The organism is Gottfriedia sp. ABJ_BB2_2, from assembly GCF_055484705.1.
This window is the reverse complement of sequence record NZ_JBVFKR010000001.1, coordinates 788660-814929: the sequence shown is the minus strand read 5'-3', so window position 1 is coordinate 814929 and position 26270 is coordinate 788660. Positions and strand designations below refer to the sequence as shown.

At 34.3% G+C, this 26270-nt stretch carries 24 protein-coding genes; all 24 read left to right on the top strand.

The window, feature by feature from the left end; all coding sequences use genetic code 11:
- The first annotated feature begins 2 nt into the window (after positions 1 to 2).
- Positions 3 to 1133: a protein-glutamate methylesterase/protein-glutamine glutaminase gene (locus tag ACX6U0_RS04120; RefSeq protein ID WP_464958721.1), complete on the top strand. Its 1131-nt coding sequence runs from the start codon at positions 3 to 5 to the stop codon at positions 1131 to 1133.
- 15 nt (positions 1134 to 1148) lie between these two features.
- Positions 1149 to 3167 (top strand): chemotaxis protein CheW, encoded by a 2019-nt coding sequence (locus tag ACX6U0_RS04115; RefSeq protein ID WP_464958720.1) that lies wholly within the window; start codon positions 1149 to 1151, stop codon positions 3165 to 3167.
- Between the two features lie 18 nt (positions 3168 to 3185).
- Positions 3186 to 3650 carry a chemotaxis protein CheW gene (locus tag ACX6U0_RS04110; RefSeq protein WP_464958719.1) on the top strand — a complete coding sequence of 155 codons (465 nt, stop codon included), beginning with the start codon at positions 3186 to 3188 and terminating at the stop codon, positions 3648 to 3650.
- Positions 3650 to 4291, top strand: coding sequence for a chemotaxis protein CheC (locus tag ACX6U0_RS04105; RefSeq protein WP_464958718.1), 642 nt, complete (start codon positions 3650 to 3652; stop codon positions 4289 to 4291). The genes ACX6U0_RS04110 and ACX6U0_RS04105 overlap by 1 nt, the downstream gene beginning before the upstream one ends.
- Positions 4284 to 4781 (top strand): chemotaxis protein CheD, encoded by a 498-nt coding sequence (locus ACX6U0_RS04100; RefSeq protein WP_464958717.1) that lies wholly within the window; start codon positions 4284 to 4286, stop codon positions 4779 to 4781. The genes ACX6U0_RS04105 and ACX6U0_RS04100 overlap by 8 nt, the downstream gene beginning before the upstream one ends.
- Before the next feature lie 22 nt (positions 4782 to 4803).
- Entirely contained in the window at positions 4804 to 5571 is a 768-nt protein-coding gene (locus tag ACX6U0_RS04095) for a FliA/WhiG family RNA polymerase sigma factor (protein ID WP_464958716.1), read from the top strand.
- A 326-nt stretch (positions 5572 to 5897) separates the two neighbouring features.
- The gene (locus tag ACX6U0_RS04090; protein ID WP_464958715.1) at positions 5898 to 6482 is read left to right on the top strand and encodes a hypothetical protein; all 585 of its coding nucleotides are present in this window, start codon (positions 5898 to 5900) and stop codon (positions 6480 to 6482) included.
- A gap of 158 nt (positions 6483 to 6640) precedes the next feature.
- Entirely contained in the window at positions 6641 to 7339 is a 699-nt protein-coding gene (gene rpsB, locus ACX6U0_RS04085; RefSeq protein ID WP_056470859.1) for a 30S ribosomal protein S2, read from the top strand.
- A 123-nt stretch (positions 7340 to 7462) separates the two neighbouring features.
- Positions 7463 to 8347, top strand: coding sequence for a translation elongation factor Ts (tsf, locus tag ACX6U0_RS04080; RefSeq protein WP_464958714.1), 885 nt, complete (start codon positions 7463 to 7465; stop codon positions 8345 to 8347).
- 92 nt (positions 8348 to 8439) lie between these two features.
- Positions 8440 to 9162 carry a UMP kinase gene (pyrH, locus tag ACX6U0_RS04075; protein ID WP_464958713.1) on the top strand — a complete coding sequence of 241 codons (723 nt, stop codon included), beginning with the start codon at positions 8440 to 8442 and terminating at the stop codon, positions 9160 to 9162.
- Between the two features lie 3 nt (positions 9163 to 9165).
- A complete protein-coding gene (frr, locus tag ACX6U0_RS04070) occupies positions 9166 to 9723 on the top strand; it encodes a ribosome recycling factor (RefSeq protein ID WP_464958712.1) in 558 nt (185 codons plus the stop codon).
- A gap of 193 nt (positions 9724 to 9916) precedes the next feature.
- On the top strand, positions 9917 to 10696 hold the full coding sequence (locus ACX6U0_RS04065; protein ID WP_087998617.1) for an isoprenyl transferase: 780 nt from the start codon (positions 9917 to 9919) through the stop codon (positions 10694 to 10696).
- A gap of 17 nt (positions 10697 to 10713) precedes the next feature.
- Positions 10714 to 11502, top strand: a complete 789-nt coding sequence (locus ACX6U0_RS04060; protein ID WP_464958711.1) for a phosphatidate cytidylyltransferase — start codon at positions 10714 to 10716, stop codon at positions 11500 to 11502.
- A gap of 33 nt (positions 11503 to 11535) precedes the next feature.
- A complete protein-coding gene (gene dxr, locus ACX6U0_RS04055) occupies positions 11536 to 12687 on the top strand; it encodes a 1-deoxy-D-xylulose-5-phosphate reductoisomerase (protein ID WP_464958710.1) in 1152 nt (383 codons plus the stop codon).
- A 13-nt stretch (positions 12688 to 12700) separates the two neighbouring features.
- Positions 12701 to 13957, top strand: coding sequence for an RIP metalloprotease RseP (gene rseP, locus ACX6U0_RS04050; protein WP_464958709.1), 1257 nt, complete (start codon positions 12701 to 12703; stop codon positions 13955 to 13957).
- A 23-nt stretch (positions 13958 to 13980) separates the two neighbouring features.
- Complete coding sequence (locus ACX6U0_RS04045; protein ID WP_464958708.1) at positions 13981 to 15678, top strand: proline--tRNA ligase; 1698 nt, start codon at positions 13981 to 13983, stop codon at positions 15676 to 15678.
- 117 nt (positions 15679 to 15795) lie between these two features.
- Positions 15796 to 20103, top strand: coding sequence for a PolC-type DNA polymerase III (locus ACX6U0_RS04040; protein WP_464958707.1), 4308 nt, complete (start codon positions 15796 to 15798; stop codon positions 20101 to 20103).
- Positions 20104 to 20345: 242 nt separating this feature from the next.
- Positions 20346 to 20819: a ribosome maturation factor RimP gene (rimP, locus tag ACX6U0_RS04035; RefSeq protein WP_464958706.1), complete on the top strand. Its 474-nt coding sequence runs from the start codon at positions 20346 to 20348 to the stop codon at positions 20817 to 20819.
- Positions 20820 to 20835: 16 nt separating this feature from the next.
- Entirely contained in the window at positions 20836 to 21957 is a 1122-nt protein-coding gene (gene nusA / locus ACX6U0_RS04030; protein ID WP_464958705.1) for a transcription termination factor NusA, read from the top strand.
- Between the two features lie 8 nt (positions 21958 to 21965).
- The gene (gene rnpM, locus ACX6U0_RS04025) at positions 21966 to 22235 is read left to right on the top strand and encodes an RNase P modulator RnpM (protein WP_464958704.1); all 270 of its coding nucleotides are present in this window, start codon (positions 21966 to 21968) and stop codon (positions 22233 to 22235) included.
- Complete coding sequence (locus ACX6U0_RS04020) at positions 22232 to 22531, top strand: YlxQ family RNA-binding protein (protein WP_464958703.1); 300 nt, start codon at positions 22232 to 22234, stop codon at positions 22529 to 22531. Before rnpM ends, ACX6U0_RS04020 begins: the two co-directional genes overlap by 4 nt.
- 23 nt (positions 22532 to 22554) lie before the next feature.
- Positions 22555 to 24732 (top strand): translation initiation factor IF-2, encoded by a 2178-nt coding sequence (gene infB / locus ACX6U0_RS04015; protein ID WP_464958702.1) that lies wholly within the window; start codon positions 22555 to 22557, stop codon positions 24730 to 24732.
- A 170-nt stretch (positions 24733 to 24902) separates the two neighbouring features.
- Complete coding sequence (gene rbfA / locus ACX6U0_RS04010) at positions 24903 to 25250, top strand: 30S ribosome-binding factor RbfA (RefSeq protein WP_107900249.1); 348 nt, start codon at positions 24903 to 24905, stop codon at positions 25248 to 25250.
- 81 nt (positions 25251 to 25331) lie between these two features.
- Entirely contained in the window at positions 25332 to 26243 is a 912-nt protein-coding gene (gene truB / locus ACX6U0_RS04005; RefSeq protein ID WP_464958701.1) for a tRNA pseudouridine(55) synthase TruB, read from the top strand.
- Positions 26244 to 26270 lie beyond the last annotated feature (27 nt).

Sequence of the window (26270 nt, the reverse complement as noted above, 5' to 3'; positions counted from 1 at the left end):
AATTGAAGAAAATTAATGTTCTTGTCGTCGATGATTCGGCTTTCATGAGGAAGATGATTGGAAATATATTATCATCGGATGAAGGCATTCATGTAATTGGTACAGCAAAAACTGGAAAAGAAGCAATCGAAAAAGTAATTCGATTAAAGCCTGATGTCGTAACACTTGATATTGAGATGCCTGTCATGAATGGCTTGGATGCATTAAAAGTCATCATGAAGGAATGTCCTGTACCAGTCATTATGTTATCAAGCTTAACGCAAGAAGGTGCAACAAGTTCATTTATCGCTTTAGATAACGGGGCTGTTGACTTTGTTCCAAAGCCATCAGGAGCCATTTCACTAGATATAGAAACGGTATCGGAACAAATTATTAAAAAGGTGAAAATGGCTGTAACTGTAAACTTAAAAAAATTACAGCTCCCAAAACAATCACCAAAACTACCTATTCGTAAAATTAGTAAAGTTCCAGTTGCAGTTGAAGAACACAAAATACCAGTCAAAATTGAAAATAAGGTACAAATTGTCAAACCAACAACTGCAAATGTGAATACCAAGCTCAGTAATAGAATTGTCTGTATTGGTACATCAACAGGGGGACCAAGAGCCCTTCAGGAGGTTTTAACAAAGATACCTTTAGGATTTCAACCACCGATATTTATCGTTCAGCATATGCCAGCGGGTTTTACAAATTCCTTGGCAGTTCGATTAGACAAGCTCTCAGCAATTCATGTTAAAGAAGCTGAAAATGGTGAAAAAGTAGCAAATAGTACAGCTTACATTGCCCCTGGTGGATTTCACATGAAAGTGATTCAAAAAAATAATGAATTATTGATAGAACTATCTGAAGAACCACCTAAAAATGGTCATCGTCCATCAGTAGACGTTTTGTTTGAATCAATTAGTAGTTTACTAAACTATGAAATTACTTCAGCAATCTTAACAGGTATGGGTGCAGATGGTGCTAAAGGTATGAAGTTAATTAAACAACAATGTAAAGGCGCAACAATCGCGGAATCAGAGGAAACATCAGTTGTTTTTGGAATGCCAAAAGCAGCAGTTTTATTAAATGTAGTAGATGAAGTAGTACCTATTCAACTAGTAGCTGACACCATAATTAAACATTCCAAATAATAAGGGAGTAAGACTATGGAACTGAATCAATATTTAGATTTATTTATAGATGAAAGCAGAGAACATTTACAAAATATTAATGAGAATTTGTTAGAACTTGAAAAAGAGCCAACTAATTTAACAATCGTAAATGAAATTTTTAGAAGTGCTCATACTTTAAAGGGTATGTCCGCAACAATGGGATATGAAGATTTAGCTAGTTTGACACATCAAATGGAAAATGTTCTAGACGCCATTCGAAATAATAAAATCTCTGTTAGTTCATCCATACTAGATGTGGTATTTCAATCAATTGATGATTTAGAAGCAATGGTTGAATCGATTAGTACAGGTGGAGACGGAAAAAGAGATGTAAAAGAAGTCGTGCAGAAGTTAGCAGCGATCGAAAAAGGCACAGAATTTATAGAAGATAAAACTGAAGAAAAAAATGAAACTGATCAATTGACTCTTCAATATGATGAATATGACTATACAGTTATAGAACAATCAGTGGATCAAGGATTTAACGTATTTGAAATTAAAGTAGAATTAACAGCTTCATGTATTTTAAAAGCAGCTCGATCATTTATGGTTTTCGAATCATTAGAACAGAACGGTGAAATTCTAAAAAGTAATCCCTCAGTTGATAAATTAGAAACTGAGCAGTTTGATGCCGTTTTTTATGTTACATTTATTACAAAAATCGATAAATCAGAAGTAAAAAATGTAATAATGAAAATTTCTGAGATTCATAATGTTGAGATTACTAGCTTTGATCTAAGCCGTATAAAACAAGAAAATGAACAAAAAGAAGTTATGAAAGAAATTGCTTCAGCTGAAAAAGAAGTTGCTGTAACAGTTGCTCCTGAAGCTGAGCAAAAAAATAAAGCAACAGCTCAAAGTAATAGTAAAACGATTCGTGTAAATATTGAACGCTTAGATATCTTAATGAATTTATTTGAAGAACTAGTTATCGACCGTGGGAGACTCGAGCAAATTTCTAGAGATTTAAGCCACGGTGAGCTACAAGAAACAGTAGAAAGAATGACACGTGTTTCTAGTGACTTACAGAGCATTATCTTAAATATGCGAATGGTACCAATTGATACAGTATTTAACCGATTCCCCCGAATGGTTAGACAATTATCAAAAGATTTAAATAAGAAAATCGATTTAAACATTATCGGTGCTGAAACTGAACTTGATCGTACGGTAATTGATGAAATTGGGGATCCATTAGTACATTTAATTAGAAATGCACTTGATCATGGAATTGAAAAACCAGAGGTTCGTGTTTCAAAAGGTAAACCTGAAACAGGGACTGTTGAACTTAAGGCTTTCCATAGTGGAAATCATGTATTTATCGAAGTTAAAGAAGATGGAGCAGGAATAAGCCGCGACAAAGTACTAGAGAAGGCAATTAAAAATAAAGTTGTTACTGAACAACAAGCTTCTACTTTAACTGACAAACAAGTTTACGAATTAATCTTTGCATCTGGTTTCTCAACTGCTGAAGTATTATCTGATATTTCTGGTCGTGGAGTAGGATTAGATGTAGTAAAAAGTAAAATCGAATCATTAGGCGGAACAGTATCAGTTGATTCTACTTTAGGACATGGCACAACTTTCTCAGTTCAATTACCATTAACACTTTCAATTATTTCAGTTATGTTAGTTGAACTACAAAAAGAGAAGTACGCAATCCCATTATCTTCAATCATTGAAACGGCGTTTATTAAAAAGACAGATATCATGAGTGCACACAATCAAAAAGTAATCGATTTCCGTGGGAAAGTCGTACCACTGTTGTATTTAAATGATTTATTTAATGTACCAATTGAATCAGAAAATAACACAGATGGAATTTCAGTTGTCATTGTTAGAAAAGGTGACAAACTTGCTGGATTAGTAGTTGATTCATTTATTGGTCAACAAGAAATTGTTCTAAAATCTTTAGGAAATTATTTAACAAATGTTTTCGCTATTTCGGGAGCAACTATATTAGGTGACGGACAAGTAGCATTAATTTTAGATTGTAATGCATTAATTAAATAACTGTTAGGAGATAAACGTATGATGTCTCAAGTAGAAAAAGTAATTGTGTTTGATTTAAATAATGAGGAATACGGTATTCCGGTTAAAAATGTAAAATCGATTGAAAAAATTCAATTCATCACACGTGTTCCAAAAGTGAATGAATTTGTAAAAGGTGTTATTAACTTACGCGGAGTAGTTACACCGATTATTGATTTACGTCTTCGATTTAATTTAGATGAAAAAGAATATAATGAACGTACAAGAATCATTATCGTAACGTTTGAAGATAAGGAAGTTGGATTTATCGTAGATTCTGCTAATGATGTAATTGATATTCCAAGTGATTGTGTCGAAAGTGCACCTGAAGTGGTTGGTGAGAAAGAGCATGATTATATAGAAGGAATTGCAAAGTTAGACAAAAGACTTCTTATCATTTTAGATTTAGAAAATGTTTTAAATATAAACGAAGATGCAGATATGAACGCTGTTGAGGTCAAATAATGTCCTTTCAAGAACAAATTAAATCTCTGCAGCTAGACATTTTAAAAGAAATAGGAAATATCGGAGCAGGGCATGCTGCTACTGCTTTGTCAAATTTATTAAATACAAAGATTGATATGAGTGTACCAAATGTAAAGATTATGCCGTTTAACGATATGATGGAGCTTGTTGGTGGAGCTGAAAATGTTGTTGCTTCTGTTTACTTCCGTATTGAAGGTGATGCACCTGGAAGTATGTATTTTGTAACGAGCCTAGAACAAGCTTCAAATATCATTAAACAATTAACGCACGACCCTGAATTTCAAATAGAAGATCTTGAACAAAATCCAATAGCAGCATCAGTATTACAAGAGGTTGGAAATATATTAATAGGTTCATATTTATCATCCTTTTCAGATTTTACAAGATTAAATATTTATCCTACAGTACCAGCACTTGCAATCGACATGTTTGGAGCAATTATTTCATACGGTTTAATTGAAATTGGACAGGTTAGTGACGAAGCAATCGTCATTGATACAATTTTCTTTGCTGATGAAGATAAGGAAAATAAGGAATTAAATGGACATTTCTTTTTACTTCCTGATCCTGATAGTTTTGAAATTATTTTCAATTCACTAGGTATAGGTTCCAATGAGTAATCTTGTTCAAATTACTAAAATTGGTATTGCAGAAATGGGTGTTATAAAGGGAGCTCAAGTGATTAGAACATCTGGGTTAGGTTCGTGTGTAGGCGTAGTCATTTATGATGAAGAAAGACAAATTGGTGGCATGGTGCATGTTATGCTACCGGATTCAAGCCTTGCAAAGGAAGGTCAACTAAATAAGGCCAAATTTGCAGATACGGCTATCAAAGAATTGGTAGATCACGTTGTTTTTAATGGTGGTAGAAGAGCTAATTTAAAAGCTAAATTAGCTGGTGGATCACAAATGTTTCAATTCAGTTCATCCAATGAAATGATGAGGATAGGTCCCAGAAACGTAGAAGCAGTATTACAACAATTAGAAAAACTTCAAATTCGAGTGCTGGGTTCAGATGTAGGAGGCAATAAAGGCCGAACGATTGAATTTTCACCAGAAAACTCACTATTGAACATAAGAATTGTAAATCAAGGTGTTATCATAATTTAGTAAGTAGCTGAGGTGAAAGACTGTGTCGCAAATCCTGAAAAATGATTCACATAGTTATTGGAAAAAGTGGATAGAAGATCGCGATATTCATGCTGGTGATGCTCTAATTCGGATCTATATGCCATTAGTTCATTTTCAAGTAAATAGAATATCTCAAGGGTTGCCTTCGAATGTCAATAGAGATGACTTACGAAGCTTTGCAATGATGGGATTATATGACGCTTTAGAAAAATTTGACCCTAATAGGGATTTAAAGTTTGAAACATATGCTTCTATCAGAATAAGAGGTAATATTATGGATGGTCTTCGAAAAGAAGATTGGTTACCTCGTACTACTAGAGATAAAGCAAAGAAAATCGATGTTGCAATTGAAACATTAGAGCAATCACTTCAGCGTAAAGCAACGCCTGAAGAAATTGCAGAATATACTGGGTACTCTTCAAATGAAGTTGTAAATGTTGTTAACGATGTGTTTTTCTCGAATATGTTATCTGTTGATGAGCAGATTAAAGATGATGGAGATGGACAAGTTAATTTCATCCAAACATTAAGAGATAATGGTACCTTAAATCCGGAAGAAGAATTATTAAAAGCTGAGCAAATTAAACAGCTGGCAGCTACGATTGTTACTGAATTAAATGAAAAAGAACAATTAGTGATCAGTTTATTTTATCATGATGAATTAACATTTACTGAAATCGGAACGGTGTTAAAATTGTCTACATCTAGAGTTTCACAAATACATGCAAAAGCAATTTTTAAACTTAGAGATTTTTTAAGTAAAAACTAGTTCAAGCATTTATCTTTTATTTAGGCTATTTTCATACCATTGTTTATATGGAAAAATGGGTTAGTTGATTACAACTCTAGGATGCTCACTTATTAGTAGAGCGAGCTAAGACTTTGGTCCACAGGGTGTGGATCATGCCTGCATTACGACAGGACGTCGTGGTTTTAGCTATGCTACCGTGATTGGCGAGCGGGCGACATTAGCCTTTTTGCATAATGTGCAGGGGACTCGCCACCTTCAGTTGTAATCAACTTCTGTCTTTTAATTCTAAAAGAAACAATTATGATAAAATGAGCTTTAATTTAACATCCTGGGAAGTGAATTGATTGACTGTACTAATTATCTTTTGTTTTATATTATTTTTACTATTATGTGTCTGGAATGTTTATTTAACAATGCAACTATCCAAATACAAAGAAATTGAAACATCTTTATTTCATATTAAACAAGAAACAGAAGATGTACTCTATTCATTTATTGAAGAATGGAAAGAGGAAAATGAACATTTCTTGAATAAATTAAGCAATAATTCCAATAATAATAAGCAGGTCGAAAAAGCTCCAACAATTGCTAGAAATGAATCTGTTACTAGAAATGAAACAATCGTTCCTGCAAAATCAAATCTAGTTAAGAGATTTGATTTTATAGAAAAGCAAACAGAAATAGATTATAAAGATCTACTATTAAATGAGAGTGAACAAAACAATATTTCAGATCTAGAACAAAATCGTGATAAAACAGTAGAGGAAAGCATTAACTCTACTGAAAAACCAACACCAGAAAAGGCTTCAAACAGCCTATTGGATGAAATCATTTCTATGAGAAATGATGGACTAACAACTAATGAAATTGCGAAAAAGCTAGATAAAGGTAAAACGGAAATAGATTTAATGTTGAAACTTCGACAATAATTTTTCTAATTTACTTGATAAAAATATCTGGCTATGCTATAGTAGTCCATGGTGTTATTACACACGCTTGCCGATTTTCTTATTGGTGCTACCCAGTATGGGAGTGATAGGAGAAGATGACGTGAGCGGAGGAAAAAGAACCATTAGGAGGAAAAAACATGTCAGTAATTTCTATGAAACAATTATTAGAAGCTGGTGTTCACTTCGGTCACCAAACACGCCGTTGGAACCCAAAAATGAAACGTTACATCTTCACAGAGCGTAACGGTATCTACATCATCGACCTACAAAAAACAGTTAAAAAGGTTGAAGAATGTTACAACGTAATGAAAGGGATCGCTGCTGAAGGCGGAAACATCCTTTTCGTAGGTACAAAAAAACAAGCTCAAGAAGCTATTAAAGATGAGGCAATCCGTTCTGGAATGTACTTCATCAACCAACGTTGGTTAGGTGGAACTTTAACAAACTTCCAAACAATCCAAAAACGTGTTAAACGTTTAAAAGATATCGAAAGAATGCAAGAAGATGGTACTTTCGAAGTATTACCTAAAAAAGAAGTTATCCAACTTAAAAAAGAATTAGAACGTCTTGAAAAGTTCTTAGGCGGAATCAAAGACATGAAGCAACTTCCAGATGCATTATTCGTTGTTGATCCTCGTAAAGAGCGTATCGCAGTTGCTGAAGCACGTAAGTTAAACATTCCAATCATCGGTATTGTTGATACTAACTGTGATCCAGATGAAATCGATCACGTTATCCCAGCAAACGACGATGCTATTAGAGCTGTAAAACTTCTTACATCAAAAATGGCAGATGCGATTCTTGAAGCGAAACAAGGCGAAGAAACAACTGCTTAATGAAGTTAAAGGTGATAAGAGGGTTTAGCCTTTTATCACCTTTTTTTAAGGTTTAATTCTAAAAGAATGTTTACCTTTTAAATCTATTGAATAAAATAAACTTACATATAGGAGATGAATAATATGGCAATCACTGCACAAATGGTAAAAGAATTACGTGAAAAAACTGGCGCTGGTATGATGGATTGTAAAAAAGCGTTAACTGAAACAGACGGAAATATGGATCAAGCGATTGACTACCTTCGTGAAAAAGGTATCGCAAAAGCTGCTAAGAAAAACGATCGTATCGCTGCTGAAGGTTTAACTTTCGTAGAAGTAGCAGGAAATGACGCAGTTCTTTTAGAAGTAAACTCTGAAACAGATTTCGTTGCTAAAAACGAAGGTTTCAAAGAATTAGGTGCTGCATTAGCAAAACACATCGTAACAAACAAACCTGCAACTGTTGAAGAAGCTTTAGCTCAAACAATGGCTGATGGTGAAACAGTTGAAACTTTTATCAACCACTCAATCGCAAAAATCGGAGAAAAAATCTCTTTACGTCGTTTTGAATTAGTTTCTAAATCAGATGCAGATGCATTTGGTGCTTACTTACACAGTGGCGGACGTATTGGTGTTCTTACATTAGTAGAAGGTACTACTAACGAAGAAGTAGCGAAAGACGTTTCAATGCACGTTGCTGCAATCAACCCTAAATACATCTCTCGTGATGCTGTATCTCAAGAAGAAGTTGAGCATGAGCGCAATATCTTAACTCAACAAGCATTAAACGAAGGAAAACCTGAAAATATTGTTGCTAAAATGGTTGAAGGCCGTATTGGTAAATATTTTGAAGAAATCTGCTTATTAGATCAATCTTTCGTTAAAAACCCAGACGTAAAAGTAGGTCAATTCGTTAAAGCTGCTGGCGGAACTGTTAAATCATTCGTTCGCTACGAAGTTGGAGAAGGCTTAGAAAAACGTGAAGATAACTTTGCTGAAGAAGTAATGAATCAAGTAAAAGGTAACTAATAAGTTACTTTGAATGAAAATAGGGGACACTTAGTGTTCCCTATTTTTTAAAGCAAGAGAATACATAGGTATGTACGTAAATGGAGGGAATTATGAGTAGAGCAAAGTATAATCGCGTTGTATTAAAACTTAGTGGTGAAGCATTAGCTGGTGGACAAGGATTTGGTATAAATCCTGCAGTAATTAAATCGATTGCAGAACAAGTAAAAGAAATTGCTGAACTTGATGTAGAAGTTGCAGTTGTAGTTGGTGCAGGGAATATTTGGCGTGGTAAAACAGGTAGTGAGATGGGAATGGACAGAGCGACAGCAGATTATATGGGTATGTTAGGTACTGTAATGAACTCATTAGCACTTCAAGATAGCCTTGAAACATTAGGTGTACAGTCTCGTGTACAATCATCAATTGAAATGCGTCAAGTTGCAGAACCATACATCCGTCGTAAAGCAATTCGTCATTTAGAAAAGAAACGTGTTGTGATTTTTGCTGCTGGTACAGGAAATCCTTACTTCTCTACTGATACAACAGCTGCATTACGTGCTGCTGAAATAGAAGCGGACGTTATTTTAATGGCTAAAAATAATGTAGATGGTGTGTATACTGCCGATCCTTCAATTGATAAAAATGCAGTTAAATATGAAACACTTACATACTTAGATGTATTAAAAGAAGGTTTAGGTGTAATGGATTCAACAGCGTCTTCATTATGTATGGACAATGATATTCCATTAATTGTTTTCTCAATTATGGAAGAGGGTAATATTAAACGTGCCGTATTAGGCGAAAATATTGGAACAATTGTAAAGGGGAAATAACTCATGTCAAATCAAATCATTTCTTTAGCAAAAGAAAAAATGACAAAAGCAGTTTCTGCGTTTTCAAGAGAATTAGCTACAGTACGCGCAGGACGTGCAAATCCAGCGATTCTAGATCGAGTAACAGTTGAATATTATGGTGCACCGACACCACTTAACCAAATGGCTAACATTTCAGTTCCTGAAGCTAGATTATTATTAATTACACCTTACGATAAAACAGTGATCAATGATATGGATAAAGCAATCCAAAAAGCTGATTTAGGATTAAATCCATCTAATGATGGTACTGTTATTCGTATCACTTTCCCACCATTAACTGAGGAACGTCGTCGTGACTTAGTAAAGGTAGTAAAAAAATCAGCTGAAGATGCAAAGGTTGCAGTTCGTAACGTACGACGTGATGCAAATGATGATCTTAAAAAAGCTGAAAAGAATGGCGAAATTACTGAGGATGAATTACGTGGCCTTGTAGAAGACATTCAAAAGCAAACTGATTCTCATATTGAAAAAATTGATGCAATTACGAAAGATAAAGAAAAAGAGATTATGGAAGTTTAATACTTCTGTATTGAAGGTATATCATACTTTAGCGCTTAGAATTGTTACAAAAATTTTCGAATATTAGTATTTAAAATTTTCGTTTATATCATATAATTAATTAACTAAGCGCTTTTGAGTAAAAAGACCCTCTGTTTAAGGGGGTTTTTTTACTCAATAATGTAATTTGATGTACTTAAACGGAGGATTAAAAATGTTTAAATTATTTTCTTTCTTGAAAAGAAATAAGCAAGAGATAAATGTCCCTCCAAATTCGCAATTAATTGGGGAAGATGGAGTCATACCGGAGCATGTTGCCATCATCATGGATGGTAATGGAAGATGGGCACAAAAAAGGAATTTACCTAGAATTAAAGGCCATTATGAAGGAATGAAAGTCGTTCGAACAATTGCAAGAACTGCTAGTAAGCTTGGTGTCAAAACGCTAACTCTTTATGCATTTTCAACCGAAAACTGGAAAAGACCAAAAACAGAAGTTGAATTTCTAATGAAATTACCACAAGAGTTTTTAGGTACATTTTTACCTGAACTAATTGAAGAGAATGTTCAAGTTAGATTAACAGGGAATAGAGAACAGCTTCCTAGTTACACTTTAGATGCTGTTTTAAAAGCAGTAGATGATACAAAGAATAATACTGGAATGATATTAAATTTTGCATTGAATTATGGTTCAAGAGATGAAATCATTACAGCAGTTAAAAAGATTTCTTCAGATGTTTTGGATAATAAAATAAATAAAGAAGAAATTAATGATGAGTTATTCGGAAAATATTTAATGACAAATGATTTAAAAGATCCAGATTTATTAATTCGTACTAGTGGTGAATTAAGAATCAGTAACTTTATGTTATGGCAAATTGCCTATTCCGAATTATACTTTACGAATGTATTATGGCCAGATTTTACAGAAGAAAGCTTTATTGATGCGATAAAGGAATATCAAAATAGAGCACGAAGATATGGTGGTATTTAAGAAAGCGGTGAACGAAATTGAAGCAGCGAATACTGACAGGAGTCATAGCTGGAGCACTTTTTTTAGGATTAGTAATATTTGGTGATTGGCCTTTTGGTTTACTAGTCTTTGCACTAGGTACTATTGGATATTTTGAACTGATTAGAATGAAAAAGTTAAATTTATTTAGTGCACAATCTGTACTTGGTTTACTTTTAACGTGGCTAGCAATTACGCCAAAACAAGTAACAGATTCAATTTTACCAGTTCAAATAGGAAAAACCGAAGTGGCAATTGTACTAATCCTATTACTTTTATCATATACGGTGATTACAAAGAATACATTTACTTTTGAAGATGCTTCTTTCATTGTACTTAGTAGTTTATATGTAGGTTTTGGATTTCACTTTATGTATGAATTAAGAAACATGGGTATGGAAGACTTCTTCTTCCCATTATTTGTAATCTGGGCAACGGACTCAGGCGCATATTTTATTGGTAAATCAATGGGGAAATCAAAGCTTTGGCCAGATATTAGTCCAAACAAAACAATTGAAGGATCTATTGGCGGAATATTATGTGCCGTTGTAGTTGCGATAATTTTGTCGAATGTGTTAACTTTAGATTATTCAATGCTATATTTAATTTTAGTATCAATTTTAGTATCAATTTTTGGACAATTAGGTGACCTTGTTCAATCTGCATATAAAAGATATTACGGCGTAAAAGATTCAGGGAATCTACTTCCTGGCCATGGTGGAATTTTAGATAGATTTGACAGTATTATCTTTACTTTACCTATTGTCTATTTACTATTTGTAATTTAGCATTAGTTTTTTGTGTATAAGGAGACGTACCATATGAAGAAAATCAGCTTACTTGGAGCGACTGGTTCGATCGGCATACAAACTCTTGATATTATTCGAAACCAATCAAATGATTTTGAGTTAGTAGCATGTTCTGCTGGGAAAAATATCGAAGAATTATACAAAATTATTTTAGAATTCGAACCAAAACTAGTTTCAGTTGCAGGTAAAGAAGAAGCTGACAAGTTGATGAATTTAAACATTCCTGCGCATACCAAAGTTCTTTATGGTGAAGAAGGATTAATTGAGGTTGCTGTGCACCACGAAAGTACGATTTTGGTGAACGCTGTAGTTGGAAGTGTAGGATTAGTTCCAACTATGAAGGCAATCCAAAACAGAAAAACAATTGCACTAGCAAATAAAGAAACATTAGTTACTGCAGGACATATTGTTATGGCAGAAGCAGAAAAGTACGGTGTCTCAATATTACCTGTTGATAGTGAGCACTCGGCAATTTTTCAATGTTTAAATGGTGAAAATCAAAAAGAAATACATAAGTTAATCATCACTGCTTCAGGCGGTAGTTTTAGAGATAAAACAAGAGAGCAATTAAAGGATGTAACGATTGAAGATGCATTAAACCATCCTAATTGGTCTATGGGGGCAAAAATTACGATTGATTCTGCCACTATGATGAACAAAGGTTTAGAAGTAATAGAGGCACATTGGTTATTTAATATGTCATATGAAAAAATAGAAGTAATCCAACATCGAGAAAGTGTCATTCACTCAATGGTAGAGTTTGATGATGGTAGTGTTATGGCTCAATTAGGAACTCCTGATATGAGGGTACCAATTGCATATGCACTAAATTATCCAGCTAGAAAACCAATTCATAATCACAAACCACTTGATTTGATTCAGTTTGGAAAGCTTCATTTTCAAGAAATGGATTTTAACAGATTTAAATGTTTAGCATACTCATATCACGCTGGAAAAATAGGGGGAAGTCTTCCGACAGTACTTAATGCTGCGAATGAAGAAGCAGTAAGTGCCTTCCTACAGAAAAAAATATCATTCTTACAGATTGAAAATTTAATTGAACATGCTCTGGAAAAACACGAGTGTATTAGCAAACCTTCGTTAGAAGAAATTCGTATGATTGATGAGCAAACAAGACAATTCGTTTCATCACAAATAAAGTAAGGGTGGTCATATCATGAATACAGTAATTGCGTTTATTGTGATCTTTGGGGTACTAGTATTCTTTCACGAATTAGGTCATTTATATTTTGCAAAACGAGCAGGGATATTATGTAGAGAATTTGCAATTGGATTTGGTCCAAAGGTCTTTTCATTTTATCGCAATGAAACAACTTATACGATCAGACTACTTCCACTAGGCGGTTATGTTAGATATGCAGGAGAGGACCCTGAAATGGTACAAGTTAAACCTGGGTCTCATATCGGTTTGCAATTTAATGATCGTGGTGAGGTTTCTAAAATTGTTGTAGATCAATTTGATCGTTTTTCTGATCTTCGTTTTATTGAAGTAGATTCAATTGATTTAGAGCACAAATTAGAAGTTATCGGTATTGAAGAAGGAAACGAAGAGTTATCAACATTACGCGTAAATGAAAAAGCTTTTATTTATAGCGAAGGACAAGGTCATCAAATTGCACCTTATAATCGCCAATTTAATAGTAAATCAGTCGGGAAAAGAGCAATTGCAATTTTTGCTGGACCGATGATGAACTTTATTTTAGCATTATTTATTTTTATCCTTTTAGGATTACTTCAAGGTACACCAATTGATGATGCGAAAATTGGTGAATTATTACCGAAAGGTGCGGCTTCAACAGCTGGCTTAAAATCAGGAGATACAGTATTATCAATTGATAATAAAGAAGTAAGTAAATGGGCAGAAGTGGTTAAGATTGTAAGGGAAAGTCCTGATAAAGAATTATTATTTGAAGTGAAACGAAACGATGAAGTCATTTCAATTCCAGTTACGCCAAAAGCAGAGAAAATAGATAATAAAGTAAATGGTTTAATCGGTGTATATGCACCTGTTGAAAAGAATGTTTTATCATCCGTTAAATATGGAGTAACAGAAACGATCGGATGGACGAAGGAAATCGTATTTGCAGTCGGTCAATTAGTGACTGGCAAATTCTCGATTGATAGCCTTTCTGGTCCAGTTGGTATTTATCAAGTTACAGATCAAGCGGCACAATCTGGCATTTTCTACTTGATGAAATGGGCTGCATTCTTAAGCATTAACTTGGGGATTATGAATTTACTACCTTTACCAGCTCTTGACGGTGGAAGATTAACATTTTTCGCGATTGAAGCATTACGAGGTAGACCAATTGATCGTCAAAAAGAAGGCGTTGTTCATTTTATTGGATTTGCGTTATTAATGTTATTGATGATTATCGTTACATGGAATGATATAAAAAGATTATTTATGTAGAAAGAAACTTGAGGTGAATTTTTTTGAAACAAAGTATAGTGTTTAGCCCAACTCTTAGAGAAGTACCATCAGATGCAGATATTAAGAGTCATCAACTTTTACTAAGAGCGGGATTTATTAGACAAAACGCATCTGGTATTTATAGCTTTCTTCCTTTAGGGAATAAAGTTCTTCAAAAAGTAGCAAATATTGTACGTGAAGAAATGAATAATGCAGGTGCGATGGAAATGTTAATGCCTGCATTACAAGCTCAAGAATTATGGGAAGAATCGGGTAGATGGGATAATTTCGGGCCTGAACTAATGCGTTTACGTGATCGTCATGGTCGTGGATTTGCATTAGGAGCAACACATGAGGAAGTTGTTACTTCTGTCGTACGTGATGAGTTAAAATCATATAAAAAGTTACCGATTACACTATATCAAATTCAATCTAAATTCCGTGATGAAAAGCGCCCTCGTTTTGGTTTATTACGTGGACGTGAATTTCTGATGAAGGATGCATATTCATTCCATGCATCACAAGAAAGTTTGGATGAAGTTTATGATCGTTTGTTTACTGCATACAGCAATGTATTTAGACGATGTGGATTAAACTTCAGAGCAGTTGTTGCCGATTCTGGTGCAATGGGTGGAAAAGATACACATGAGTTTATGGTATTATCTGAAATTGGTGAGGATACAATTGCGTTCTCTACTGAATCAGATTACGCTGCGAATATTGAAATGGCACCAGTTGTAACAGTTTATGAACAAACTGATGAAAAAATGGACGAGGTACAAAAAGTATCAACTCCAAATCAAAAAACAATTGATGAAGTGATCGATTACCTAAACTTGCCAATTGAAAAAAGCATTAAATCAATCATCTTTAAAGCTGACGAAGAATTCGTTCTTGTTCTTGCTAGAGGTGATCATGAAATAAATGATATTAAATTAAAAAATTACTTAGGAGCACATTCTGTTGAATTAGCTACTAAGGAAGAAGTAAAAGAATTAATGAATTGTGAAGTCGGCTCATTAGGACCAATTGGTGTAAAACCAGATTTAATGATTTTAGCTGATAATGCAGTTCAAGGGATTGTTAATGGTTGCTGTGGTGCAAATGAAGAAGGATATCACTATATTAATGTTACAGTAAATCGCGATTATACAGTAAAAGAGTTTGTTGATTTACGCTTCATTCAAGAAGGTGATCCATCACCAGACGGCAATGGTGTCATTCAATTTGCAAAAGGTATTGAGGTTGGCCATGTTTTCAAACTTGGTACGAAATATTCAGAATCGATGAATGCGACTTTCTTAGATGAAAACGGTAAGTCAAATCCAATCATTATGGGATGCTACGGTATCGGTGTTTCACGTACATTAGCTGCAATCGTGGAACAGTTTAATGATGAAAAAGGAATTGTGTGGCCAAAAAATCTTGCTCCATTTGACGTGCATGTTATCACTGTTAATACCAAAAATGATGAACAAGTACAATTAGCAGAAGATATTTACAAAATGTTAAAAGAAAATGGTCAAGATGTTTTAGTGGATGATCGAAATGAACGTGTAGGCGTTAAATTCGCAGACGCAGATTTATTTGGTATTCCTTTACGAATAGTAGTAGGAAAACGAGCGCCTGAAGGTATTGTTGAATTAAAAACAAGAGACGGGCAAGTTAGTAAAGAAGTAGAAATTTCTAACCTTATGAATGAAATAAATATGTTAAAATAGAATAGCTAAGTTCATACGTTTTTAAGACGTATAACGAAACAAATAAAGTACCTCTTTTTTTAGAGGTACTTTCTCTTATGTATAACACAATTGCAATTTTCGAAGGTTGGTGAAAAAATGGGACAAACTCGACAGGAACGTTTTCAGCTTTTATTAGATCAGCTTCAATTTCCACAAGAGTTGCGTGAAACATACTTTAACAACGGTGAAATCGTTAATCTTGAAGTGAATAAAAGCGAAAGAAAATGGCAATTTACATTTAAAATTGAAAATGTTTTACCTTTTGCTACGTTCCAAATATTCGTAACGAATTTATTAAGAACATTCAAACATATAGCAGATATCTCTGTCGTTATTAAAACTGATAATACAATTGTAGAGGAACAAAAAGTAATTGATTATTGGTCTTATATGATTCAATCGGTGGACTCAAAATCACCTATCCTCCATCATATTGAAGGTGCAATGCCTTCGGTTGAAAAAAATAAAGTTTGTATTCATTTAAATAGTGTAATTGAAGAAAATGCATTTATAAATAGATACGCACCTCAGCTTCAGGAACTTTATCAAAATGTCGGTTTTCCAAAGTTATTTTTTGAAAATAAGATAAATGATAATATCGAAGAAAAAAATGAATTCCTAGAGAAAAAAGCAGAGGAAGATCGAAAACGAGCGATGGAAGTACTCGTTGAATTAGATAAACGTGAAGCTGAGGAAGCTGATGGGGAAGAGCCTCAAGGACCATTAGTTGTCGGTTACTATATTAAAGAAAACGAAATTAATACAATTTCTTCAATAATTGAAGAAGAAAAACGAGTGATCATACAGGGTTATGTTTTTGATTCTGATGTACGTGAGTTAAAAAGCGGACGTGTATTAATCACATTCAAAATAACTGATTATACAAGTTCAATACTTGTTAAAATGTTCTCACGAGATAAAGAAGACATACCGATGCTTAATAAAATTAAAAAAGGTATGTGGCTAAAAGTTAGAGGTTCTGTTCAAAATGATACATTCGTACGTGATTTAGTCATGATTGCGAATGATATCAATGAAATAACACCTGATGAACGTAAAGACGAAGCTCCAGAGGGAGAACGAAGAATTGAATTACACGCTCATACCCATATGAGTCAAATGGATGCTGTTGTATCTGCGGGTGATTTAGTTAAACAAGCAAGTAAATTTGGCCACGAGGCAATAGCGATTACTGATCACGCTGTTGTCCAATCTTTCCCTGAAGCATTTGGAGCAGGTAAAAAGCACGGGGTCAAAATTTTATATGGCGTAGAAATAAATTTAGTGAATGATGGTGTCCCAACAGCTTATAATCCATCTCATGTATCTTTAGATGATGCAACTTATGTTGTATTTGACGTTGAAACTACAGGGCTATCAGCTGTCTATGACACGATTATTGAATTAGCAGCAGTAAAAATTCATAATGGTGAAATAATAGATCGATTTGAACGATTTGCAAATCCGCATCATCCACTTTCTGCAACAACGATTGAATTAACTGGTATTACAGATGATATGGTGAAGGACGCACCTAATGTTGACGTTGTATTACGCGAATTCAAAGAATGGATGGAAGATTGTATTTTGGTTGCACATAATGCTTCATTTGATATGGGCTTTATTCAAATGGGGTTCAAAAAATACGAAATTGGGATTACAGAAAATGGCGTAATTGATACATTAGAGCTTGCACGAAATTTATATCCTGATTTCAAAAATTTCCGTTTAAATACACTTTGTAAAAAATTCGATATTAATTTAACGCAGCATCACCGTGCAATTTATGATGCAGAAGCTACAGGCTTTTTAATGATTAAAATGTTAAAAGATGCAGCGGAACAAGGTATGAATTACCATGATGAATTAAATAACAATATGGGAAAAGGTGATGCATATAAACGTGCTAGACCTTCACATGCAACATTGTTAGCAACAAATGAAGTAGGACTTAAAAATCTATTTAAAATTGTTTCTTATTCTCATATTAATTACCATCATCGTGTTGCCAGGGTTCCAAAATCCTTATTAGTTAAACACCGTGAAGGCTTATTAGTAGGTTCGGCTTGTGATAAAGGTGAAGTATTTGAAGCAAGCGTGCAAAAGTCACCTGAAGAAGCAGAAAAATTAATGGAATTCTATGATTATATCGAAGTAATGCCTCCAGAGGTTTTGTCACACTTAATAGAGCTAGAGATCGTTCGAAATGAACAACACTTAAGAGAAGTCATTACGAAATTAGTTAAAATGGCCGAAAAAACAGAAAAGATTGTGGTAGGTACTGGGAATGTTCATTACCTTCAAAAAGAAGATGCAATTTACCGTAAAATCCTAATTGGATCTCAAGGCGGAGCGAATCCTTTAAACCGACATCGTTTACCAGATGTTCATTTTAGAACAACGGATGAAATGTTAAAGGCATTTGCTTTCTTAGGGGAAGAAAAAGCAAAAGAAATTGTCGTAACAAATACTCAGAAGATATCTAGTTTAATAGAAGAAATAAAACCAATTAAAGATGATCTTTATACTCCTAAAATTGAAGGAGCAGAAGATGAAGTCCGTAATATGAGTTATAGTATGGCTCGTTCAATCTATGGTGAAGATTTACCTGAAATTGTAGAAGCTCGACTAGAAAAAGAATTAAAAAGCATCATAGGACATGGTTTTGCGGTTATTTATTTAATTTCACATAAGCTAGTAAAAAAATCACTAGATGATGGTTATCTAGTAGGATCACGTGGTTCTGTAGGATCATCACTTGTCGCAACAATGACAGAGATAACTGAAGTAAATCCTTTACCACCTCATTACGTATGCCCGAATTGTAAACACTCGGAGTTTTTCAATGATGGTTCCGTTGGTTCAGGATTCGATTTACCAAACCAAGATTGTCCTGAATGTGGCACTGCTTATAAGAAGGATGGTCATGATATACCGTTCGAAACATTCCTTGGATTTAAAGGGGATAAAGTACCCGATATTGATTTGAACTTTAGTGGAGAATATCAACCAACTGCTCATAACTATACAAAAGTACTTTTCGGTGAGGACTATGTATATAGAGCGGGTACGATAGGTACTGTTGCAGATAAAACTGCCTATGGATATGTAAGGGGCTATGCAAATGATCACAACTTAATGTTAAGAGGTGCTGAGTTTGATCGTTTAGCAATGGGATGTACTGGCGTAAAAAGAACATCAGGACAACATCCAGGAGGTATTATCGTTGTTCCAGATTATATGGATATTTATGATTTTTCTCCAATCCAATTTCCAGCAGATGATGTGAAATCTGAATGGAAAACAACACATTTTGATTTCCATTCAATTCACGATAACTTATTAAAGCTTGATATTCTCGGACACGATGATCCTACGGTTATCCGTATGCTACAAGACTTAAGTGGGATTGATCCGAAAACAATTCCAACAGATGATCCAGAAGTGATGAAAATCTTTGCAGGTCCAGAACCACTTGGTGTATCTGAGGCTCAAATTGGATGTAAAACAGGTACGTACGGAATACCAGAGTTTGGTACAAAATTCGTAAGACAAATGTTAGAAGAAACAAAACCATCAACATTTTCTGAGCTAGTTCAAATATCTGGACTATCACATGGTACAGATGTTTGGCTTGGAAATGCATCTGAATTAATTAACAGCGGCACTTGTACGCTATCAGAAGTAATTGGTTGTCGTGATGATATAATGGTTTATTTAATTTATCAAGGTCTCGAACCATCACTAGCATTTAAAATAATGGAATCTGTTCGTAAGGGTAAGGGTGTACCACCAGAGTGGGAAGAAGAAATGCGAAATAACAAAGTGCCTGCATGGTATATTGATTCATGTAAAAAAATCAAATACATGTTCCCTAAAGCCCACGCAGCAGCCTATGTGTTAATGGCTGTTCGTATTGCTTATTTCAAAGTTCACCATCCAATCCTTTATTATGCAGCTTATTTTACAGTCCGAGCAGAAGATTTTGACATCGAAGCAATGGTAGCTGGACCTAGTACGATTAAAGCGAAAATAGAAGAAATCGCCATTAAAGGTTTAGATGCTTCTGTAAAAGAAAGAAGTTTAATGACCGTACTTGAATTAGCATTAGAAATGTGTGAGCGAGGTTATTCTTTTGAACGAATGGATTTATATAAATCAAGTGCAGATGAATTCTTAGTCAATGGAAATAAATTAATCCCGCCATTTAATGCAATTCCTGGTTTAGGAACAAATGCAGCAAAAAATATTGTTTTAGCTAGAGAAAATGGCGAATTCTTATCGAAGGAAGACTTACAACAACGAAGTAAGATTTCAAAAACAGTACTTGAATATTTAGATAAACAAGGCTGTTTACAGGATTTACCTGACCAAAATCAGCTATCCTTATTTGATGGCTTTTAACAGTTTGCAAAACTTGGGAATTATGGTATAGTTAGTACAGATGTAATTTTAGCGCGGGAATTTCTTTAAGAGCAGGGGCAACCTGCTCTTTCTTATTACCCTAAAGACCCGATTCATCTTTTTCGTATGAATTGTAAAAGTTTTTACTAACGATTTTTACGTAAATTGGAAATACTAAAGATAATTTCCCTGCTAAATAGCAGGGAATTTTCATCTTGTAATGTTTGGAAGGAGGATTCTTCTTGAGTAAGAAGGTCACAGAGGTTGTAACTGAACTAGCACAACCAATTATAGAACAACTAGGATTAGAATTAGTTGATGTCGAATACGTAAAAGAAGGAAAAGACTGGTTCCTTCGAGTATTTATAGATAATGAGTCTGGAATTGATTTGGAGCAATGCGCTGCGGTGAGTGAAAGACTTAGTGAAATTTTAGATGAAAAGGATCCAATTGAAAATCTATACTTTTTAGATGTATCTTCGCCAGGTGCTGAACGTCCATTAAAGAAAGAACAGGATTTTTTAAAGGCAATTGGAAAGCAAGTTAATATCAAGACATATGAACCGATACAAGATGAGAAAAAATTTGAAGGTAAATTGATTTCTTATAATGCTGAGGAAGTTCAACTTGAATTAACGATTAAAACAAGAAAAAAAATGATTACAATTCCAACGCAAAAAATTGCAAGTGCAAGGCTTGCTGTGACGTTTTTCTAAGTAGGGGGTACTTTTAATGAGTTCGGAGTTAATAACAGCACTGGAAATTATTGAAAAAGAAAAAGGAATAAGTAAGGACGTAGTAATTGAAGCAATCGAAGCTGCTTTAATTTCTGCTTACAAACGTAATTTTAATCAAGCACAAAATGTTCGAGTTGACTTTAATTTACATAACGGATCAATTCGAGTTTTTGCAAGAAAAGAAGTAGTTAGTAATGTGTTTGATACACGTTTAGAAATTACTGTTGAAGAAGCTCGTCAACATAATCCAAACTTTATCGTTGGAGACATTATCGAATTAGAAGTAACACCTAAAGATTTTGGTCGAGTTGCTGCTACTACTGCTAAACAAGTCGTAACACAAAGAGTACGTGAGGCAGAACGTGGTGTTATTTACTCAGAATATATTGATCGTCAAGAAGATATGATGACTGGTACAGTTCAACGTATCGATTCTCGTGCAATATATGTAAATTTAGGTAAAATTGAAGCAGTACTTCCTGTAACTGAGCAAATACCTACAGAAAAATATAAAATCCATGATAGAATTAAAGTATTTGTTACAAAAGTTGAGAAAACTTCTAAGGGTCCTCAAATTTTTGTTTCCCGTACTCATCCTGGTTTACTAAAACGCTTATTTGAAACAGAGGTACCAGAAATTTATGATGGTATTGTAGAAATACGATCTGTTGCTCGTGAAGCAGGAGACCGTTCTAAAATCTCTGTATTTACAAGTAATTCAGATTTAGATCCTGTAGGTGCTTGTGTTGGACAAAAAGGACAACGTGTACAGTCTATTGTTAACGAACTAAAAGGCGAGAAAATCGACATCGTTCGTTGGTCAAGTGACCCAGTTGAATTCGTTGCAAATGCATTAAGTCCATCTCAAGTAATCCAAGTACTTGTTAATGAAGAGGAAAAAGCAACAACTGTAGTAGTACCTGATCATCAACTTTCTCTTGCAATTGGAAAAAGAGGTCAAAATGCACGTTTAGCTGCTCGTTTAACAGGTTGGAAAATTGATATTAAATCACAATCTGATGCAGATAAACTTGGAATAGATTATCAATCATCAATTCCAGTAACTGCTTCAAAAGATGAGTATGATGCTTACGCTGAAGACTTTAATGAGGAGTGAGTCAACTCATGAATCGAAAAATTCCATTACGTAAGTGTGTAGTTACACAGGAAATGAAACCTAAAAAAGAATTAATTCGAGTTGTTCGTTCTAAAGAAGGGGAAGTTTCAATTGACCCTTCAGGTAAAAAATCTGGGCGTGGTGCTTATCTTACAAAGTCAGCAGAAGTTGTAAAGCTTGCCCAGCAAAAAAATACACTAGAACAACAATTAAATGCAAAAATTGATTCAAGTTTATATGAAGAACTTTTGGCTTTTGTTGAAAAGGACAAAGTATGAGTAATAAAGGATTATCCTTATTAGGACTTGCAGCTAGAGCTCGTAAAGTGGTTTCAGGTGAGGAATTAGTTGTTAAAGAAGTTCAACATAAAAGAGCCAAACTTGTTATCTTATCTAAAGATGCATCTGAGTTAACAGCAAAAAAGATCAGAGATAAGACTACTTTTTATAAGACACCACTTGTGTTTGTTGAAAATCGTTATGAATTAGGGCACGCTATTGGGAAAGACGCTCGCGTGGTCGTTGCAATTACTGATCCAGGATTTGCGACAAAACTTCAGACATTATTAAATTAATGGACTAATCTGGGGGTGAACGTATGACGAAAATTAGAATTTATGAGTATGCTAAAAAGCAAAATGTTTCAAGTAAAGAAATTATTGAAAGACTCAAGGATTTAAAAATAGAAGTAAAAAATCATATGGCCACAATTGCTGAGGATATTGTTGAAAAATTAAATCATAGTTTTCAACCAAAGTCTGTAGAGGTAAAACAACCCCAAAAAACAGCATCAAAACCTTCTATTAAGGTAATTCCTGCGTTGAATTTTGAAACAAGTGATGAACTTGATATTGAAGTAGACTACCAACTAGAAGACACAAAAGTGAAATCAAAGAAGAACAGTAATAAAAAGAAAAAGACTGATAGCCAAAAGCAAAGCAGTCAAAATGAAGATCGACAAACGAATGGGAATAAGAAAGGCAACCAAAATATGAATCATAAAAACAACTCAACTGAGAACAATTCAAATAAAATCGTTTTCTCAGGTTCTTTAAAAGTATCTGAGCTTGCAAAAAAATTAGGTAAAGAACCATCTGAATTAATTAAAAAATTATTTTTACTTGGAATTATGGCAACAATTAACCAAGACCTTGATAAAGACACGATTGAACTACTAGCTAGTGATTATGGTGTAGAAGTTGAGGAAGAAGTAATTGTTGATGATTCTGATTTCGAAAGCTTTATTGATGAGGAAGATGACGAGGCTCTATTATCAGAACGTCCTCCTGTCGTAACAATTATGGGTCACGTTGACCATGGTAAAACGACTTTACTAGACTATATTCGTAAATCTAAAGTTACTGCTGGAGAAGCAGGTGGTATTACTCAGCATATTGGTGCATACCAAGTTGAAATTGAAGGTAAGAAAATTACATTCTTAGATACACCTGGTCACGCCGCATTTACAACAATGCGTGCTCGTGGAGCTCAAGTAACTGATATTACAATTATTGTTGTTGCTGCTGATGACGGTGTAATGCCACAAACAGTAGAAGCAATCAATCACGCAAAAGCTGCAGAAGTACCAATTATTATTGCAGTTAATAAAATGGATAAAGAAGCTGCAAACCCAGACCGCGTAATGCAAGAACTAACTGAATATGGTTTAGTTTCTGAAGCGTGGGGCGGAGACACAATTTTCGTTCCAATCTCAGCATTAAACGGTGAAGGTGTAGATCAATTATTAGAAATGATTCTTCTAGTAAGTGAAGTAGAAGAATATAAAGCAAATGATACTCGTAAAGCAGTTGGTACTGTAATAGAGGCTGAATTAGATAAAGGTAAAGGTTCTGTTGCTACACTTCTAGTTCAAAATGGAACATTAAAAGTAGGTGACCCAATCGTAGTAGGTACATCATTTGGTCGTGTACGTGCCATGGTAAATGATTTAGGTCGTCGTATTAAAGAAGCTGGTCCATCTACTCCTGTTGAAATTACAGGGTTAAATGAAGTACCTCAAGCAGGTGACCGCTTTATGGTATTTGCTGATGAAAAACGCGCTCGTCAAGTTGGGGAAGCTCGTGCATCTAAAGCAGTTCTTGAGCAAAGAAGCGAAAGCTCAAAATTATCACTTGAAGATTTATTTGCACAAATTCAAGAAGGTAATGTGAAAGAAATTAACTTAATCGTTAAAGCTGACGTACAAGGTTCTGTAGAAGCAATGGCAGCATCTCTTCAAAAAATTGAAGTTGAAGGCGTTAAAGTAAAAATCATTCACACTGGTGCTGGTGCAATCACTGAATCTGATGTAATTTTAGCATCTGCATCAAATGCTATTATTATTGGATTTAACGTACGTCCAGATGTAAATGCAAAACGTACTGCGGACTTAGAAAATGTAGATATTCGTCTACACCGCATCATCTATAAAGCAATTGAAGAAATCGAAGCTGCTATGAAAGGTATGTTGGACCCTGAGTTTGAAGAGAAAGTAATTGGTCAAGCTGAAGTTCGACAAGTATTCAAAGTATCTAAAGTTGGAACAATTGCTGGTTGTTACGTTATCGATGGTAAAATTACACGCGATAGTGGAGTACGTCTAATCCGTAACGGTATTGTTGTATTCGAAGGTCAGTTAGACACGCTTAAACGTTTCAAAGATGACGTTAAAGAAGTTGCAACGAACTACGAATGTGGTATCACAATCGAAAAATACAATGACATTAAAGAAGGCGACATCATCGAAGCTTATGTAATGGAAGAAATTAAACGATAAAAACGAAAAGTGGAGCAAGCTCGTTCTAGCTTCCGCAAATATAAGACAAAAACCGAATCCTCCTGTAAAAAGATGGATAGGTTAAGTCCAATAAATAATATTAAATACATTTAGTTAAACTAATGTATGTAAGTCCGAAACGTTTTGCTTTGTAAGATAGAGGTGAAAGTATGAAAGTTAGAGCACATCGTGTTGGGGAACAAATGAAGAAAGAACTTGGTGAAATTATCGGTAGAAAGATAAAAGATCCAAGAATCGGTTTCGTAACAGTTACTGATGTTCAAGTAACAGGAGATCTTCAACAAGCTAAAGTCTATATTTCAGTATTAGGTGACGATGAACAACGTCAAAATACATTAATTGGATTAGCAAAAGCAAAAGGATTTATTCGTTCAGAAATTGGTCAGCGTATTCGTTTACGTAAGACGCCTGAACTAATTTTTGAATTTGATGAATCAGTCGATTATGGTAATCGAATTGAAACATTGTTAACTCAGATTAACAAGGAAAATCAATAATAGTACTAGATGAAATGGATAGGCGATACTTCGTCTATCCATTTTTCTGCAATACATAAAATGATTAATAAGGTGATAAACATGAATGGTGTCATTGCACTTAACAAACCTACTGGACTAACGTCTCATGATTGTGTTTTTAAAATAAGAAAAATATTAAAGACGAAAAAAGTTGGACATACAGGTACGCTCGATCCAGAAGTTACTGGCGTATTACCTATTTGTGTCGGTGAAGCAACAAAGTTAATTCCGTACCTAACAGATGATCGTAAAAAATATATAGGTGAAATTACATTAGGATTTTCTACAGCAACAGAAGATGCACATGGTGAAGTAATTGAAGAAAAGAAAGTGGATCGTGTCATTACTCGCAAAGAAATATTAGATGTTTTAAAAAAACTAACAGGTGATATTCAACAAACACCACCAATGTACTCAGCTGTTAAAGTGAATGGCAAAAAGCTTTATGAATATGCTAGAGCGGGTATTGAAGTAGAGCGTCCAACTCGAACAATTACAATTTATGAATTAACCTTACTTGATGATCGAGAGTTATTTGAAGGTGAAACAATTTCTTTTAAATTTGAAGTATTTTGTAGTAAAGGCACATATATTCGAACTTTAGCAGTGCAAATGGGAGAAATTTTAGGATATCCAGCGCATATGTCATACCTAACTAGAACAAAGGCTGGCGCCTTCTCTATTAATGATTGTGTGACGTTTGAAGAGCTTGAAGAAAAAGCAGCTGATGGTACACTAGACGAGGTCATGCTTTCGATGGAACAAGCTTTAAGTGATTATCCACGTTTGAACGTAAACAAAGAAGATGAAGCAAAAGTATTCAATGGCAGTCAATTTAGAAATGAAATGAATGTAAAAGAAGAAGAATATATCGCTGTTTACAATGAAAATGAACATGTAATCGCGATGTATAGTCCGAATCCAAAAAATCCTAAAATGATTAAACCAACAAGAGTATTTCATAATCAATAGAAAAAACTATATAAATTTTGGCCATTG

Bases quoted from the DNA above. Each gene is read 5' to 3' on its own strand.
- ACX6U0_RS04115 (WP_464958720.1), top strand. From the start codon at position 1,149: ATGGAACTGAATCAATATTTAGATTTATTTATAGATGAAAGCAGAGAA.
- ACX6U0_RS04110 (WP_464958719.1), top strand. From the start codon at position 3,186: ATGATGTCTCAAGTAGAAAAAGTAATTGTGTTTGATTTAAATAATGAG.
- ACX6U0_RS04105 (WP_464958718.1), top strand. From the start codon at position 3,650: ATGTCCTTTCAAGAACAAATTAAATCTCTGCAGCTAGACATTTTAAAA.
- ACX6U0_RS04100 (WP_464958717.1), top strand. From the start codon at position 4,284: ATGAGTAATCTTGTTCAAATTACTAAAATTGGTATTGCAGAAATGGGT.
- rpsB (WP_056470859.1), top strand. From the start codon at position 6,641: ATGTCAGTAATTTCTATGAAACAATTATTAGAAGCTGGTGTTCACTTC.
- tsf (WP_464958714.1), top strand. From the start codon at position 7,463: ATGGCAATCACTGCACAAATGGTAAAAGAATTACGTGAAAAAACTGGC.
- pyrH (WP_464958713.1), top strand. From the start codon at position 8,440: ATGAGTAGAGCAAAGTATAATCGCGTTGTATTAAAACTTAGTGGTGAA.
- frr (WP_464958712.1), top strand. From the start codon at position 9,166: ATGTCAAATCAAATCATTTCTTTAGCAAAAGAAAAAATGACAAAAGCA.
- ACX6U0_RS04065 (WP_087998617.1), top strand. From the start codon at position 9,917: ATGTTTAAATTATTTTCTTTCTTGAAAAGAAATAAGCAAGAGATAAAT.
- dxr (WP_464958710.1), top strand. From the start codon at position 11,536: ATGAAGAAAATCAGCTTACTTGGAGCGACTGGTTCGATCGGCATACAA.
- rseP (WP_464958709.1), top strand. From the start codon at position 12,701: ATGAATACAGTAATTGCGTTTATTGTGATCTTTGGGGTACTAGTATTC.
- ACX6U0_RS04040 (WP_464958707.1), top strand. From the start codon at position 15,796: ATGGGACAAACTCGACAGGAACGTTTTCAGCTTTTATTAGATCAGCTT.
- nusA (WP_464958705.1), top strand. From the start codon at position 20,836: ATGAGTTCGGAGTTAATAACAGCACTGGAAATTATTGAAAAAGAAAAA.
- rnpM (WP_464958704.1), top strand. From the start codon at position 21,966: ATGAATCGAAAAATTCCATTACGTAAGTGTGTAGTTACACAGGAAATG.
- ACX6U0_RS04020 (WP_464958703.1), top strand. From the start codon at position 22,232: ATGAGTAATAAAGGATTATCCTTATTAGGACTTGCAGCTAGAGCTCGT.
- infB (WP_464958702.1), top strand. From the start codon at position 22,555: ATGACGAAAATTAGAATTTATGAGTATGCTAAAAAGCAAAATGTTTCA.
- rbfA (WP_107900249.1), top strand. From the start codon at position 24,903: ATGAAAGTTAGAGCACATCGTGTTGGGGAACAAATGAAGAAAGAACTT.
- truB (WP_464958701.1), top strand. From the start codon at position 25,332: ATGAATGGTGTCATTGCACTTAACAAACCTACTGGACTAACGTCTCAT.